Source organism: Luteibacter sahnii, assembly GCF_034063545.1.
Taxonomy (GTDB): domain Bacteria; phylum Pseudomonadota; class Gammaproteobacteria; order Xanthomonadales; family Rhodanobacteraceae; genus Luteibacter; species Luteibacter sahnii.
Genome location: NZ_JAQLOK010000002.1, coordinates 807,283 through 821,757, shown reverse-complemented (window position 1 = coordinate 821,757; position 14,475 = coordinate 807,283). Strand labels below are relative to the sequence as shown.

Sequence of the window (14,475 nt, the reverse complement as noted above, 5' to 3'; positions counted from 1 at the left end):
CATCATGTTTGGCTTCGGCAACAAACAGGCACAGCGCCGCCAGGGCCCGCGGGGGAGCTTCGACGTGCCCCTGCTGCTCGCCGCGCTCGCCCTGGCCGCGATGGGCGTGGTGATGGTCACCTCCAGCTCCATTGCCGTGGCCGACGGTTCGCACGTGGGCGCCTTCTACTACCTGAAGAAGCACCTCGGCTTCCTCGCCATGGGATGCCTGCTGGCGGGCATCGCGATGCGCACCGAACTGAAGTTCGTCGAGAAGCACAGCACTACGCTTTTGCTGCTGGGCATCTTCCTTTTGCTGGTGGTGTTCGTGCCGGGCTTCGGCATGCGCATCAACGGTGCCCGCCGCTGGATCAACCTGGTGGTCACCGGCTTCCAGCCGGTGGAGGCCGTGAAGCTGATCCTGGTGGCCTATCTGTCGAGCTACCTCGTGCGCCACCGTGAGGGTGTCGAATACGAACTCGTCGGCGTGCTGAAGCCGCTGGGCATCGCCGCCATGATTGCCGCGCTGCTGCTGCTCCAGCCCGACTTCGGATCGGCCATGCTGATCCTGTCGACGTCGGCCGGCATGGTCTGGCTCGCCGGTGCCCGCAAGCGTTATCTCATCGGGCTGGCCTTCGTCGCCGTGATCGTGCTGGCCTATGTGCTGCTGTCGAAGGATTACCGCGTTCGCCGCCTCACGTCCTTCCTCGATCCGTTCGCCGACCCGTACAACGACGGCTTCCAGCTCAGCCAGGCCCTGATCGCGGTCGGTCGGGGCGAGTGGACCGGCGTCGGCCTGGGTTCGAGCGTGCAGAAGCTTTTCTATCTGCCCGAAGCCCACACCGACTTCATTCTCGCCGTGCTCGCCGAGGAGCTGGGCCTGGCCGGCATCGTGGGCGTGGTGGGCTTGTATATCGTCATGGTTGGCCGCGGCCTCTACCTGGGCCTGAAGGGCGTGGAACTGGGCCAGCGTTTCTCCGGTTACGTCGCCTATGGCATCTCGCTGATGCTCGGCCTGCAGGCCACGGTGTCGATCGGCGTGAACCTCGGCGTGCTGCCGACCAAGGGCCTGACGCTGCCGTTGATCAGCTCCGGCGGTTCGTCGGTGATGATGACCTGCGCCATGGTCGGCGTGCTGTTGCGCGCCACGTTCGAGATCAACCGCGCCGAAGACGCGCGACAGTCGGCCGTGCGCCAGCCGGCCGCGGCCGTGCCGACGTCCGCGCCGATCGGGGGCATCGCATGAGCGCTCCGGTCTTGATCATGGCGGGCGGTACCGGTGGCCACATCTTCCCTGGCCTGGCCGTGGCCGACGAACTGCGCTCGCGTGGCGTGCCGGTGGCGTGGCTCGGCGCCGAGGGCGGCATGGAAACCCGCGTCGTACCGGCGCACGGACTCGACCTGCATACCGTTGCCGTGCGCGGGTTGCGCGGCAAGGGCATGCGCACCCGCCTGATGGCACCCGTGATGCTGGTGCGCGCGCTGCTCGCGTCGCTCGCCCTGCTGCGCAAGATCAAGCCGCGCTGCGTGTTGTCGATGGGAGGCTACGTGGCCGGCCCCGCCGGCATCGCCGCGAGGCTTGCCGGCATTCCGCTCGTGGTGCACGAACAGAACGCCGTCGCCGGCTTCACCAACCGCAAGCTCGCATCGTTCGCCAAGCGGGTACTCACGGGTTTTCCCCACGTGCTGCCGAACGGCGAATGGGTGGGCAACCCGGTGCGCGCGCGCATCGCCGCGCTGCCGCCCCCGGCCGAACGCCTTGCCGGTCGCGCGGGGCGGCCGCGCCTGCTCGTGCTCGGCGGCAGCCTCGGTGCGCGCACGCTCAACCATGCCGTGCCCCGCGCGCTCGCCCGCCTTCAGGCGAAGGGCGGCCTCGCACCGGACGTGGTGCACCAGACCGGCGAACGTCACCTGCAAGACACCCTTGGCGCCTACGCGTCGGCCGGTGTCGCCGCCAACATCGTCGCCTTCATCGACGACATGGCCGGCGCCTACGAATGGGCCGACCTCGTGCTCTGCCGCGCCGGTGCGCTGACCGTGGCCGAACTGTGCGCCGCCGGCCAGGACGCCGTGCTGGTGCCGTTCCCGCACGCGGTCGACGACCACCAGACCGCCAACGCCCGGGCGATGGTCGAGGCCGGTGCGGCCCGCCTCGTCAGCGACGCCGCCCTCGCCGCCCACGATTCGCCGGATCTGCTCGCTTCGCTGCTCGACGACCTCCTGGGCGACCGTGCGCGGATCCTTTCCGCCGCCAATGCGTCGCGCACGCTGGCCAAACCCGACGCCGCATCCACGATTGCCCGTCACTGCATGGAGGTTTCCGCATGACGCCCGGTCGTTTGCGTGCCCACGACGATTTCATGACCTCGTTCCGCCGCGTCCACTTCATCGGCGTCGGCGGCGTCGGCATGAGCGGCATCGCCGAGGTGCTCGCCAACCTCGGCTATGACGTGTCCGGTTCCGACCGCGCGCCCTCGCCCACGACCGAGCGTCTCGCGGGCCTCGGCGTGGACGTGCGCATCGGCCACGATGCGTCGAACATCGACGGAGCCGACGTCGTGGTGACGTCCAGCGCGATTCGCCAGGACAACCCCGAGTTGGTCGCTGCCCGTGCGCAACGCATTCCCACCGTGCCGCGCGCCGAGATGCTCGGCGAGCTGATGCGTTTCCGCCGGGGCATCGCCATCGCGGGCACGCACGGCAAGACCACCACCACCAGCCTCGTCGCCAGCGTGCTGGCCGAGGCGGACTACGACCCGACCTTCGTGATCGGTGGCCAGCTCAATGCCGCGGGTGCCAACGCGCGCCTGGGCACGGGCCAGTACATCGTGGCCGAGGCGGACGAATCCGACGGGTCGTTCCTGATGCTGTCCCCGGTGATCGCGGTGGTGACCAACATCGACGCGGACCACCTCGAGAACTACAACAACGACTTCGCTCAGGTGAAGAAGGCGTTCCGCGACTTTCTCCATCGCCTGCCGTTCTACGGCATGGCGGTGCTGTGCATCGACGACGAGGAGACCGCCAGGCTCGCCGAAGACACCTCGCGGCGCATGGTTACCTACGGCATCGATCGCCCGGGTGCCGACGTCACCGCCTCGAACGTGCGTCAGGTCGGCTTCCAGATGCATTTCGACCTGCGCCTGCCCGGTCACGTCGGCGACCTTCCGGTGACGCTGAACCTGCCGGGCCGGCATAACGTGCAGAACGCGCTCGCCGCCGCCGCCGTCGGCTGGCAGCTCGGCGTGGAGCCGGAAGCCATCGCGCACGCGCTGGCCGGCTTCGAGGGCGTGGGTCGCCGCTTCCATCGTCGCGGCGATATCGCGCTGGACCAGGGCCACGCCTTGCTCGTCGACGACTACGGCCACCATCCGCGCGAGCTGGCCGCGGTGTTCGCGGCCGCGCGCGGCGGCTGGCCCGAACGGCGCCTGGTGGTGGCGTTCCAGCCGCATCGCTACAGCCGCACGCGCGACCTGCTCGACGACTTCGCCAACGTGCTGGCCGAGGTCGACGTGCTCGTGCTGACCGAGGTCTACCCGGCGGGCGAATCGCCGATCGCCGGTGCCGATGGCAAGGCGCTGGCCCGCGCGATCCGCGCGCGCGGCAAGACCGACCCGGTGCTGGTCGACCATCCGCGCGACCTGCGCGCGACGCTGTCCGCGCTGGCGCGCGACGGCGACCTGATCCTGCTGCTGGGCGCCGGTGACATCGGCGCCGCGGCCATCGAGCTGGCCCAGGCCGGCGACCTGAGGACCACGCACCGATGAGCACCACCCGTTTCCCCCGTCGCGTCAACGATCCCGCCGACTTCGGTCGCGTGGCCGTGGTGATGGGCGGCAGTTCCGCCGAACGCGACGTCTCGCTCAACTCGGGCCAGGGCGTACTCGCCGCGCTGCGCGCACGGGGTGTGGACGCTCACGCCATCGACGGCATCCCGGCGCTCCTCGACGCCGTCCGCGCGGGCCACTTCGCCCGGGTGTTCAACATCCTGCACGGTGCCGGCGGCGAAAACGGCGAGTTGCAGGGCGCGTTGCAGTCGCTTGGCATTCCTTACACCGGCTCGGGCGTGCTCGGCTCGGCGCTGTCGCTGGACAAGGTCCGCGCCAAGCAGGTGTGGCTCTCGCTCGGTCTGCCCACGCCCCGTTTCAAAGCGTTGCCGCGCGGCAGCGACGTCCACGCCGCGGCGCGCGAGATCGGCTTTCCGCTGATCGTGAAGCCGGTGTGGGAAGGTTCGAGCGTCGGCGTGACGCGCGTGTTCGAGTCCTCCGACCTCGACGCGGCCGTCGAACTCGCGCATCGCTCCCCCGGCGATCTGCTGATGGAAACCCTGATCGAAGGCGACGGCACCGAGGGCGGCGAATTCACCGTCGGCATCCTCGGCCGCGAGGTGCTGCCCACGATCAAGATCGTGCCGGCCAGCGCGTATTACGACTACAACGCCAAGTACATCGCCGACGACACCCAGTACATCTGCCCGGGCCTGGGCGGCACCGCCGAAGACGAGATGCGCGCGCTTGCGCTGCGCGCGTTCGATGCCCTGGACTGTTTCGGCTGGGGGCGCGTCGATATCATGCGCGACCGGCACGGCAAGAACTGGCTGCTCGAAGTGAACACGGCGCCGGGCATGACCTCGCACTCGCTGGTGCCGAAGGCCGCCGCGGTCGCCGGCCTCGACTACGAAGGCCTGTGCTGGCGCGTGCTGGAAACCTCGATGGAACGGGAGGGCGCCACGGCATGAAGGGAGCCGCCGCCACGCGGATCGTCGCCTGGGGCATCGCCATCACCCTGGTGGTGTTGCCCGTGGTCGGCGTGATGCAAGGCTGGTTCGCCGCCGGTCGCTGGCCGGTGACGCAACTCAAGGTCGAGGCCGAGTTCACCCACGTGAGCGCGGAACAGATCCGCAGCGCCGTGCTGCCTCGGCTGGGCAAGGGCTTTTTCGCCACGGACCTCGACGACGTGCGTCGCGCCATCGGTGCGCTTCCTTGGGTGGAGTCGGTGGAAGTGCGCAAGCGCTGGCCCGACACGCTGCTGGTGCGCATCTACGAGCGGCAGCCTTTCGCTCGCTGGAACGGCAATCGCCTGATCAGCCGCCAGGGCCAGGTGTTCGACGCGCCGGGCGCCGACCAGATGGGCGACCTGCCGCGGCTGTCCGGTCCGGATGCGCGGCTGGCCGAGGTCGTGAGTTTCTATGCGCAGGCGCGCAAGTCGTTCGAGGGCAGGGCGCAGATGTCCGTCGTGGGCGTGAGCCTGTCCGAGCGCGGCAGCTGGAGCGCGATCACCGACAGCGGGGCCGAGATCGTCATCGGCGACCGCGACCAGGCCGATCGGCGGCTCGCCCGGTTCCTCGACGTCTACCCGCAACTCATTGCGGGTCATCGTGGCGGTTTCGCCTACGCCGACCTGCGCTACACCAACGGATTCGCCATCCGGTGGCCGCAACAGGACACCACGGCCACCCCCAAGGTCGGAAGCTGAGCTATTACATGAGAAACAAGAACGACAAACAGCTCGTCGTCGGCCTCGACATCGGCACCTCCAAGGTTGTCGCGATCGTCGGCGAATACGAGCCCGGTGAGCCGATCGAAGTGATCGGCATCGGCACCCACGTGTCGCGCGGCATGAAGCGCGGCTCGGTGGTGGACATCGAATCCACCGTGCACTCGATCCAGCGCGCGGTGGAAGAAGCCGAGCTGATGGCCGGCTGCGACATCCGCTCGGTGTATGCCTCGATCTCGGGCAGCCACCTGGAAACCCGCAACTCGCACGGTACCGCGGCGATCCGCGACCGGGAGGTGACGGCCGGCGACCTCGAGCAGGTGCTTGAGGCGGCCAGCGCCGTGGCGATCCCGGCCGACCGCAAGGTGCTCTACAAGGAGTCGCAGGAATACCGCATCGACGGCCAGGACGGCATTCGTCATCCGGTCGGTATGAGCGGCGTGCGCCTGGAGGCCAGCGTGCACCTGGTGACGGGCGCCGCGAGCGCGGTGCAGAACATCTCCAAGTGCATCCAGCGGTGCGGCCTGTCGGTCGACGAGCTGGTGCCGGCCGCCGTGGCGAGCGCCAAGGCCGTGCTTACGGAAGACGAACTCGAACTGGGCGTGTGCCTGGTCGACATCGGTGCGGGCACCACCGACATCGCCATCTATACGCAGGGCGCGATTCGCTACACCAAGTCGCTGCCGGTCGGCGGCGACCAGGTGACGAACGACATCGCGTATGGCGTGCACACACCAACCGCTCACGCGGAAGAGATCAAAATCAAATACGCGTGTGCGCTTGCCCAGCTGGCTCATGCGGAAGAAACGATCCAGGTGCCGAGCGTGGGCGATCGCCCGCCGCGTCGCCTGGCCCGCCAGGCGCTCGCGCAGTCGGTGCAGGCACGCTACGAGGAAATCTTCGAAATGGTGCAGGACGAGTTGCGCCGCTCCGGCTACGAAAGCCTTGTGGCCGCGGGCATCGTGCTCACCGGTGGTGCCGCACGCATGGAAGGCGCGCTCGAACTGGCGGAAGAAATCTTCCACAAGATGGTGCGGGTCGGCGTGCCCCAGCACGTGTCGGGCCTGGGGGAAGTCGTATCCAGCGAATTGCATTCCACCGGCGTGGGCCTGCTGTTGCACGGGTCGCGCGCCAACGGCGGTAGCCGGTCGATGGGCTCGGCCGCGAGCAACGTCGGCAACGTGGTCGAGAAATTCCGCAGCTGGTTCACGAAGAACTTCTGACGGACGACGGACAGGTTTTATCGGTGCCCGACGGAAAAGGGGGGCGCCGGGGCAAGAGGATGGCCCGCCACCCATGGCCGGCAGGAGCCGGGTATGGGAATCAACCAAAAAAACTAAAAGTTCTGCGGAGGACGGGAAATGTTCGAACTGATTGAAAAGCTGGCACCCAATGCGGTCATCAAGGTCATCGGCGTGGGCGGTGGCGGCGGCAACGCCGTGGCCCACATGGTGAACTCCAACATCGAAGGCGTCGAATTCGTCGTCGCCAATACCGACGCCCAGGCGATGAAGACCTGCGGCGGTCGCACGCACCTGCAACTGGGCGGCAACGTCACCAAGGGCCTCGGCGCCGGCGCCAATCCGGAAGTGGGCCGCCAGGCCGCGCTCGAGGATCGCGAGCGCATCGAAGACATGCTCGAAGGCGCCGACATGGTGTTCATCACCGCCGGCATGGGCGGCGGCACCGGTACCGGCGCCGCGCCGGTGGTGGCGCAGCTGGCGAAGGAGAAGGGCATCCTGACCGTCGCCGTCGTCACCAAGCCGTTCCCCTTCGAAGGCCGCCGCCGCATGCAGGTGGCGCTCAAGGGCATCGAAGACCTGTCCCAGCACGTCGATTCGCTGATCACCGTGCCGAACGAGAAGCTTCTCTCGGTACTCGGTCGCGAAGTGACCCTGCTCAACGCGTTCAAGGCAGCCAACGACGTGCTGCTCGGCGCGGTGCAGGGCATCGCCGACCTGATCACGGCCCCGGGCCTGATCAACGTCGACTTCGCCGACGTGCGCACCGTGATGAGCGAGATGGGCATGGCGATGATGGGTTCGGGCACCGCCCGCGGCGACGACCGCGCGCAGGCTGCCGCCGAGGCCGCCATCAACAACCCGCTGCTGGAGGACGTCAACCTCGCCGGTGCCTGCGGCATCCTGGTCAACGTGACCGCCGGTCCGAACCTCACCATGCGCGAGTTCGACGAGATCGGCCGCGTGATCCACGACTTCGCGTCCGAGGATGCGACGGTGGTGATCGGCACCTCGCTCGATCCGGACATGCAGGACGACGTCCGCGTCACCGTGGTCGCCACCGGCCTCAACCGTGGCGTCGCCGCCAAGCAGCCGGTGCGCCAGCCGGTGCAGCAGCAGGTCGAGATGCGCCAGCGTCCGCGACCGGTGGTGCTGCGCACGGGCACGGGCAACGAAGTGGTGGACTACGCCCAGTCCGAGCCGGTACCGTCGGTCCGTTCGGAGCCGGCGCAGCCCGCCAAGAACGCCGAGCCGGCGATCGACTACCTGGACATCCCGGCGTTCCTGCGCCGCCAGGCCGACTGATCGCGTCTCGCCGCCACTGACACGTTAAGGACAACGTGGGGCAACGCCGGGCAGGACGCCCGGCTGCCCACCGCTCCGCCGCCGTTCCCGTCCGGGCGGCGGAGCGGGTTCGCGTCGACGAAGGAAAATGACCATTTTTCAGTGATTTGCGTGCGCCGCCGTGTCACGTGGCGCAGCCGGAACCTGAATGAGAATCGATGTCGACGATACTGAAGGGTTCGTGAAAGCCAATCTGGGCTGTACTACCCGGTTTGTTTATTCCGAGGTTAAGACTGTGTTAGCATGCGCGACACTCAAGGCTGCTGCCGGCAAGGTTTGACCCAACATGATTAAGCAGCGCACGCTCAAGAACATCATTCGCGCCACCGGCGTCGGCCTCCATACCGGCGACAAGGTCTACATGACGCTTCGTCCGGCGGCGCCGAACACGGGTATCGTGTTCCGTCGAGTCGACCTCCATCCCGTGGTCGAGCTGAAGTCGCGCCCCGAGAACGTCGGCGACACCCGTCTTTCCACCACGCTGATCGACGGCGAGGTTCGGGTCTCCACCGTGGAGCATCTGCTCTCGGCGATGGCCGGTCTCGGCATCGACAATGCCTATGTCGACCTCTCGGCGCCCGAAGTGCCGATCATGGACGGCAGCGCCGGTCCGTTCGTCTTCCTCATCCAGTCCGCCGGTATCGAAGAGCAGGACGCCGCCAAGCGCTTCATTCGCATCAAGAAGCCGGTGGTTGTCGAAGACGGCGACAAGTGGGCCCGCCTCGAGCCGTTCGACGGCTTCAAGGTCGGTTTCTCGGTCGAGTTCGACCACCCGCTGTTCAACAAGCGCAATTCGCAGGCCGAGATGGATTTCTCGACCACGTCGTTCGTCAAGGAAGTCAGCCGCGCCCGCACGTTCGGTTTCATGCGCGACATCGAAGCCCTGCGTGAGCGCAATCTCACCCTTGGCGGCTCGATGGACAACGCCGTGGTACTCGACGACTACCGCGTGCTCAACGAAGACGGTCTCCGTTACGACAACGAGTTCGTCAAGCACAAGATCCTCGACGCCATCGGCGACATCTACATGCTTGGCCATAGCCTGATCGGCGCCTATTCGGCGCACAAGTCCGGCCACGAGCTCAACAACAAGCTGCTCCGCCGCCTGATGGCCGATGCCACGGCGTGGGAAGAAGTCAGCTTCAAGGACCCGGCGAAGGCACCCATCTCTTACGCCCATCCGGCGCAGGCCGTGTAAGCCGCCCGGCGTCAGGCACTGCTGCTATAAAGGCCGCGAGCGATCGCGGCCTTTTTTGTGGTTCTTCGCGGAAGTCCGGCTACCAGGCAAAAAAAGGTTCATCGCGGAAGTGCGGGGATGCCGCAAGGATGCAGGCCTTGCCGCCGGCTCGGACGGTGAGGCCCGAGCCTTCGGCGTCCGCCCCCGCTGCTCGGGCAGTCCTCCGCGTCCGACAACGAAGGCCGCTGACGCGGCCCGTGTACCTGCTTGGCCTACGGCCGCTTCCTTGTGCTGAACTCGCCTCGAGGGTGGACACCGAAGGCTCTCCCCATGACTGGGGCGGCGTGTTGTGAGAGCCCATACGGCGCACCGCGGCAAACCAGTGAGCTTCACCTCGCCCCGCCCAACCGCGCCGGTTGGCTCGTCGCGACGTCAGATAGCCGTTGTCGGGTTGGCGTTTCACATATCGCGCAGCGCTTGCGCAGATCAGTCATCGAGCGCCTACCGCTCTCCTATCACCCGACCTCACCGCTCGGAAGAGACCTTGGTGTCCACCCTCGCGGCGAGTTCCGCACAAGAGAGCGGCCGCAGGCCAATGAAATACATGGGCCGCGTCAGCGGCCTTCCCTGTCGAACGCGAAGGACTGCCCGAGCAGCGAGGGTGGACACCAAGGTCTCCCTGCGACACCGCCCAGGTGCACCGCGCTCTGGCGCTGCCAGGTCGCAAGAGCGCCTCGATCGGGGCTCACGCCAGAGCGTGCGTGGGCGAAGCGCTACGTCGACGGTCTGCGTGTTCGGCCCGAAGATGCGGCTTTTCTGAACTCCATGGCGTGTCAAGGTGTTCGCGCCGCTTCAGTTAACTACCCGCCGGCCGTCAACTTTAGGTGTAATCGGCGTGTTCGCTCGCTTCATGCGTGCTATAAAGTTCGCCACCTTGGCCTGACCCCGACGTCTAAATGGGACAGGCACTGGGGTGTAAATAGCGGATAGTCATGGTTTTTCGGCCTTGGAGGCCAGTTCAAGGAAGAGCCCCCGCAACGCGGGGTCCGCAAGCGTCGCCGCGACCGTCCGGAGATGGCGCGCGGCGTCCGGCGAAAGTGGTTTGCGCAGATCGGGGACCGGCTCCTCGATCGGCAAAGGGGCTACTTTCACGGCGACGGTATGGGCTTGCGCGCCGAGGGCGCGGGCGGCCTCGAGGATCTGTGCCTGGTAAAGGCGCACCCGCGCGGCCCAGGCCGATGACGGCGCCAGGAAGACGAGACGGCCGTCGCGCAGGTCCGCGAAGCGGATCTGCTCACGCATCGACGCGGGAAACGCCGCGCGAAGCTGGCGGTCGAGCGCGGCGATGTCGTGTGCCTTCCGGGCCAGCGACGCGATCGACGTGACGTCCGTGATGGAGGTCAGTCCTCGGGTCGTGCGTCGGGGCGGTTGGGACGGCGGCGGCATGGACCGGCTTTGGCGATTCGAAGTGGAACGTATGCAGATCATACTCGTGTCACGCGGCCGCAAAGGGCCGACAACCCTGGACCTCAGCTGCCGGCGCCTGCGCTGCAAGCTGGCGGGGCTGGTGCTGGTGGGGCTCGTCGCCGTCGCGGGACTCGGTGCGGGCGTCGCCCTGGCCGTGGCGACGCCGCGGGGTGCCGTGGTATCGGCAACGGCGCCGACCCGCCTCGCCGCGGCGGATGCCGCCCGCCTCGACGCCCAGCGCCAACTCAATGCCCTGGCCGTGAAGCTGGGCCAGCTCCAGGCGCAGTCCGTGCGCCTCAACGCCCTTGGCGAGCGCCTCACCCAGGCGGGCAAGCTCGATGACGGGGAGTTCAATTTCGACGAAGATCCCGGCCAGGGCGGCCCCGAGGTGACCACGGGGACACCCGCCTACCTGAGGCCCGCCGCCCTGGGCCAGGACATCGACCAGTTGTCCGGGCAGTTCGACGTCCAGCAGGCCCAACTCGAGGCCCTCCGCGACATGCTCCTGGATCGCAAGATCGACTCCAGCCTGCGGCCGACCGGCATGCCGGTGAACGGCTATATCTCGTCGTTCTTCGGCGGCCGGCCGGACCCGTTCAGCGGGGAGGGCGCGCGCCACACCGGCATCGACATCGCCGCGCCGAAGGGCACGCCGGTGACGGCGGTCGCCGAGGGCATGGTCACTTTCGCAGGTCAGCGCAACGGCTATGGCGATGTCGTCGAAATCGACCACGGCAACGGCTACATGACCCGTTACGCACACAACAGCGCCCTTGAGGTGAAGCCCGGCCAGCGGGTCCACGTGGGCGACGTGATCGCCCGGGCGGGCTCCACGGGCCGTTCGACCGGATCCCACGTGCATTTCGAAGTCTGGTACCACGATCGTGTGGTCAATCCGCTGGCGTTCGTCCGCAGCCACCGCTGACCAGGCTTGAATCGGGCCCGGCGCGCCGCCATCCGGGAGGAAAGCCGGGGACGCACGTAGTATGATCGGTCCCTTCATGTGGGCGGCTTCCGCGTCGCTCGCACCCTTTCGTTTTCAGATCCGGATGATCGATGTTCAATCGTGCCCTGACGAGTATTTTCGGCAGCCGTAACGACCGCGTGCTGCGCGACCTCTCCAAGACGGTCAAGCGCATCAACGCCCTCGAGCCGGACTACGAGAAACTTTCCGACGACGCCCTGCGCGCCAAGACCGTCGAGTTCCGCGAGCGTCTCGCGGCTGGCGAGACGCTGGACAAGCTGCTGCCGGAAGCCTTCGCGACCACCCGCGAGGCGGCCCGGCGCGTGCTGGGCATGCGTCACTACGACGTCCAGATGATCGGCGGCATGGTGCTGCATTCGGGCCGCATCGCCGAAATGCGCACCGGCGAGGGCAAGACTCTCGTCGGCACGCTGCCGGTGTACCTCAACGCGCTCGAGGGCAAGGGCGTCCACGTCGTCACGGTCAACGACTACCTGGCCCGGCGCGACTCCGCGCAGATGGGCAAGCTGTATAACTTCCTCGGCCTCTCGGTCGGCGTGGTGTACCCGGGCATGGACCACGCGGATAAGCGCAGCGCCTATGCCGCGGACATCACCTACGGCACCAACAACGAATTCGGTTTCGACTACCTGCGCGACAACATGGCGCTCAGCAAGGAGCAGCGCCACCAGCGTGGCCTGCATTACGCCATCGTCGACGAGGTGGACTCCATCCTCATCGACGAGGCGCGCACCCCGCTGATCATTTCCGGCCCGGCCGAAGATTCCCCGCAACTCTACATCGCGGTGAACAAGGTCGTGCCGCACCTGGTCCGACAGGAGACCGAAGAGGGCGCCGGCGATTACTTCGTCGACGAAAAGCAGAAGCAGGTCCACATGTCCGAAGAGGGCATGGAACACGCCGAGCAGCTGCTGCGCCAGGCCGGCGTCATCGAACCGGACAGCGGGCTGTACGATTCGAAGAACCTGGCCGTCGTGCATCACCTCAACGCGGCCCTGCGCGCCAATGCCATCTACCAGCGCGACGTCGACTACATCGTCCGCGACGGCGAAGTGATCATCGTCGACGAATTCACCGGTCGCACGCTGGCCGGCCGTCGCTGGTCCGACGGCCTGCACCAGGCGGTCGAGGCGAAGGAGGGCGTGCCCATCCAGCGCGAAAACCAGACGCTGGCGACGGTCACGTTCCAGAACCTGTTCCGCATGTACAAGAAGCTGGCCGGCATGACCGGCACGGCCGACACCGAAGCCTACGAATTCCAGAGCGTCTACGGGCTCGAAGTGGTGGTGATTCCCACCCACAAGCCGATGGTGCGCGTCGACAACCCCGACGCGGTGTTTCTCGGCCCGGACGCCAAGTTCAAGGCCGTCATCGAGGATATCAAGGCCTGCCATGAGCGGGGTCAGCCGGTCCTCGTGGGCACGGCCTCCATCGACGTGTCCGAGCTCGTCTCGGGCCTTTTGAAGAAAGAGCGCATCCCGCACGAGGTGCTCAACGCCAAGCAGCATGAGCGGGAGGCGCACATCGTGGCCCAGGCCGGTGCGCCGGGCGCGGTGACCATCGCCACCAACATGGCCGGCCGCGGTACCGACATCGTGCTCGGCGGCAGCCTCGAAGCGGCCCTCGCCGCGCTGCCGCCTGACGCCTCCGACGCCGATCGCGCGAAGGTGAAGGCCGACTGGACCGTCCGTCACGACCAGGTGCTCGCGTCCGGTGGCCTGCACATCATCGGCACCGAGCGTCATGAGTCCCGCCGCATCGACAACCAGCTGCGTGGTCGCTCCGGCCGCCAGGGCGATCCGGGTTCGTCGCGGTTCTACCTGTCGCTGCAGGACAACCTCATGCGCATCTTCGGCGGCGAGCGCATCGGCCGCTGGATGCAGATGTTCGGCATGAAGGAAGACGAGGCGCTCGAGGATCGCCTCATCACGCGCCAGATCGAGAAGGTGCAGCGCAAGGTCGAGCAGCACAACTTCGATATCCGCAAGAACCTCCTCGACTTCGATGACGTCGCCAACGACCAGCGCAAGGTGATCTACGCCCAGCGCGACGAATTGCTCGACCTCGACGATATCTCGGACATGGTCGCCGACATCCGCGCCGACGTGGTGGATGGCCTCGTCCGTCGCTTCGTACCCGCGGAGAGTATCGACGACCAGTGGGATCTCCACGCGCTCGACCGCGAACTGGCGAGCGAATTCAATCTGCGCCTGGATATTCCCGCGTGGGTGGAGTCGCAGAAAGAAGTCGACGCCGAAGGCATCCTCGAACACGTGCGCGCGGCTGTCGACGCGTTGTTCGCCGAGAAGGAAGCCCAGATCGGCGCTGAAACCATGCGTTCCCTCGAGAAGCACGTGATGCTTTCGGTGGTCGACAACGCGTGGAAAGAACACCTCGCCAGCATGGATTACCTGCGCCAGGGCATCTACCTGCGCGGATACGCGCAGAAGCAGCCCAAGCAGGAGTTCAAGCGCGAGTCGTTCGAGCTGTTCTCGGAGATGCTCGACCGCATCAAGACCGAAGTGGTGCAGATGCTTGCCCGCATCCGTATCCGCAGCGAAGACGAAGTGCTCGCGATGGAAGCCGAACAGCAGCGCGCGGCGGAAGCGCAGCGCCTGCAGTTCCAGCACGCCGACGCCCAGGCGATGGGACAGGGCGGTGCGGAAGAGCCGACCCCTCTCGCGCCCGTGTTCGCCGAAGGCCCGAAGGTGGGCCGCAACGATCCGTGCCCCTGCGGCTCGGGCAAGAAGTACAAGCACTGCCACGGTCAGCTGACCTGATAAAAA

Annotated in this window: 11 protein-coding genes; 10 read left to right on the top strand and 1 reads right to left on the bottom strand. The window is 67.1% G+C overall.

The features are described 5' to 3' along the window. Positions 1-4: 4 nt before the first annotated feature. The 8 genes from ftsW to lpxC all read left to right on the top strand — a co-directional run bounded on the left by ftsW (position 5) and on the right by lpxC (position 9,258). Positions 5-1,225 carry a putative lipid II flippase FtsW gene (gene ftsW / locus PI246_RS09050; protein WP_320550935.1) on the top strand — a complete coding sequence of 407 codons (1,221 nt, stop codon included), beginning with the start codon at positions 5-7 and terminating at the stop codon, positions 1,223-1,225. Next, positions 1,222-2,307, top strand: a complete 1,086-nt coding sequence (gene murG / locus PI246_RS09045; protein WP_320550934.1) for an undecaprenyldiphospho-muramoylpentapeptide beta-N-acetylglucosaminyltransferase — start codon at positions 1,222-1,224, stop codon at positions 2,305-2,307. The genes ftsW and murG overlap by 4 nt, the downstream gene beginning before the upstream one ends. Further along, positions 2,304-3,746 carry a UDP-N-acetylmuramate--L-alanine ligase gene (gene murC, locus PI246_RS09040; protein ID WP_320550933.1) on the top strand — a complete coding sequence of 481 codons (1,443 nt, stop codon included), beginning with the start codon at positions 2,304-2,306 and terminating at the stop codon, positions 3,744-3,746. Before murG ends, murC begins: the two co-directional genes overlap by 4 nt. Further along, positions 3,743-4,717 (top strand): D-alanine--D-alanine ligase, encoded by a 975-nt coding sequence (locus tag PI246_RS09035; RefSeq protein WP_320550932.1) that lies wholly within the window; start codon positions 3,743-3,745, stop codon positions 4,715-4,717. Before murC ends, PI246_RS09035 begins: the two co-directional genes overlap by 4 nt. Beyond that, positions 4,714-5,454, top strand: coding sequence for a cell division protein FtsQ/DivIB (locus tag PI246_RS09030; protein ID WP_320550931.1), 741 nt, complete (start codon positions 4,714-4,716; stop codon positions 5,452-5,454). The genes PI246_RS09035 and PI246_RS09030 overlap by 4 nt, the downstream gene beginning before the upstream one ends. 8 nt (positions 5,455-5,462) lie before the next feature. Beyond that, complete coding sequence (gene ftsA, locus PI246_RS09025; protein WP_320550930.1) at positions 5,463-6,698, top strand: cell division protein FtsA; 1,236 nt, start codon at positions 5,463-5,465, stop codon at positions 6,696-6,698. A 138-nt stretch (positions 6,699-6,836) separates the two neighbouring features. Then, the gene (gene ftsZ, locus PI246_RS09020) at positions 6,837-8,021 is read left to right on the top strand and encodes a cell division protein FtsZ (RefSeq protein WP_320550929.1); all 1,185 of its coding nucleotides are present in this window, start codon (positions 6,837-6,839) and stop codon (positions 8,019-8,021) included. A 325-nt stretch (positions 8,022-8,346) separates the two neighbouring features. After that, positions 8,347-9,258, top strand: coding sequence for a UDP-3-O-acyl-N-acetylglucosamine deacetylase (gene lpxC / locus PI246_RS09015; protein WP_320550928.1), 912 nt, complete (start codon positions 8,347-8,349; stop codon positions 9,256-9,258). 969 nt (positions 9,259-10,227) lie between these two features. On the opposite strand, the gene PI246_RS09010 is transcribed toward lpxC, so the two are convergent. Next, complete coding sequence (locus PI246_RS09010; protein WP_320550927.1) at positions 10,228-10,683, bottom strand: DciA family protein; 456 nt, start codon at positions 10,681-10,683, stop codon at positions 10,228-10,230. 31 nt (positions 10,684-10,714) lie between these two features. Between PI246_RS09010 and PI246_RS09005 the strand changes: the two genes are divergently transcribed. Continuing rightward, positions 10,715-11,629 carry a M23 family metallopeptidase gene (locus PI246_RS09005; protein WP_320550926.1) on the top strand — a complete coding sequence of 305 codons (915 nt, stop codon included), beginning with the start codon at positions 10,715-10,717 and terminating at the stop codon, positions 11,627-11,629. Positions 11,630-11,760: 131 nt separating this feature from the next. Beyond that, positions 11,761-14,469: a preprotein translocase subunit SecA gene (gene secA, locus PI246_RS09000; RefSeq protein WP_320550925.1), complete on the top strand. Its 2,709-nt coding sequence runs from the start codon at positions 11,761-11,763 to the stop codon at positions 14,467-14,469. Positions 14,470-14,475 lie beyond the last annotated feature (6 nt).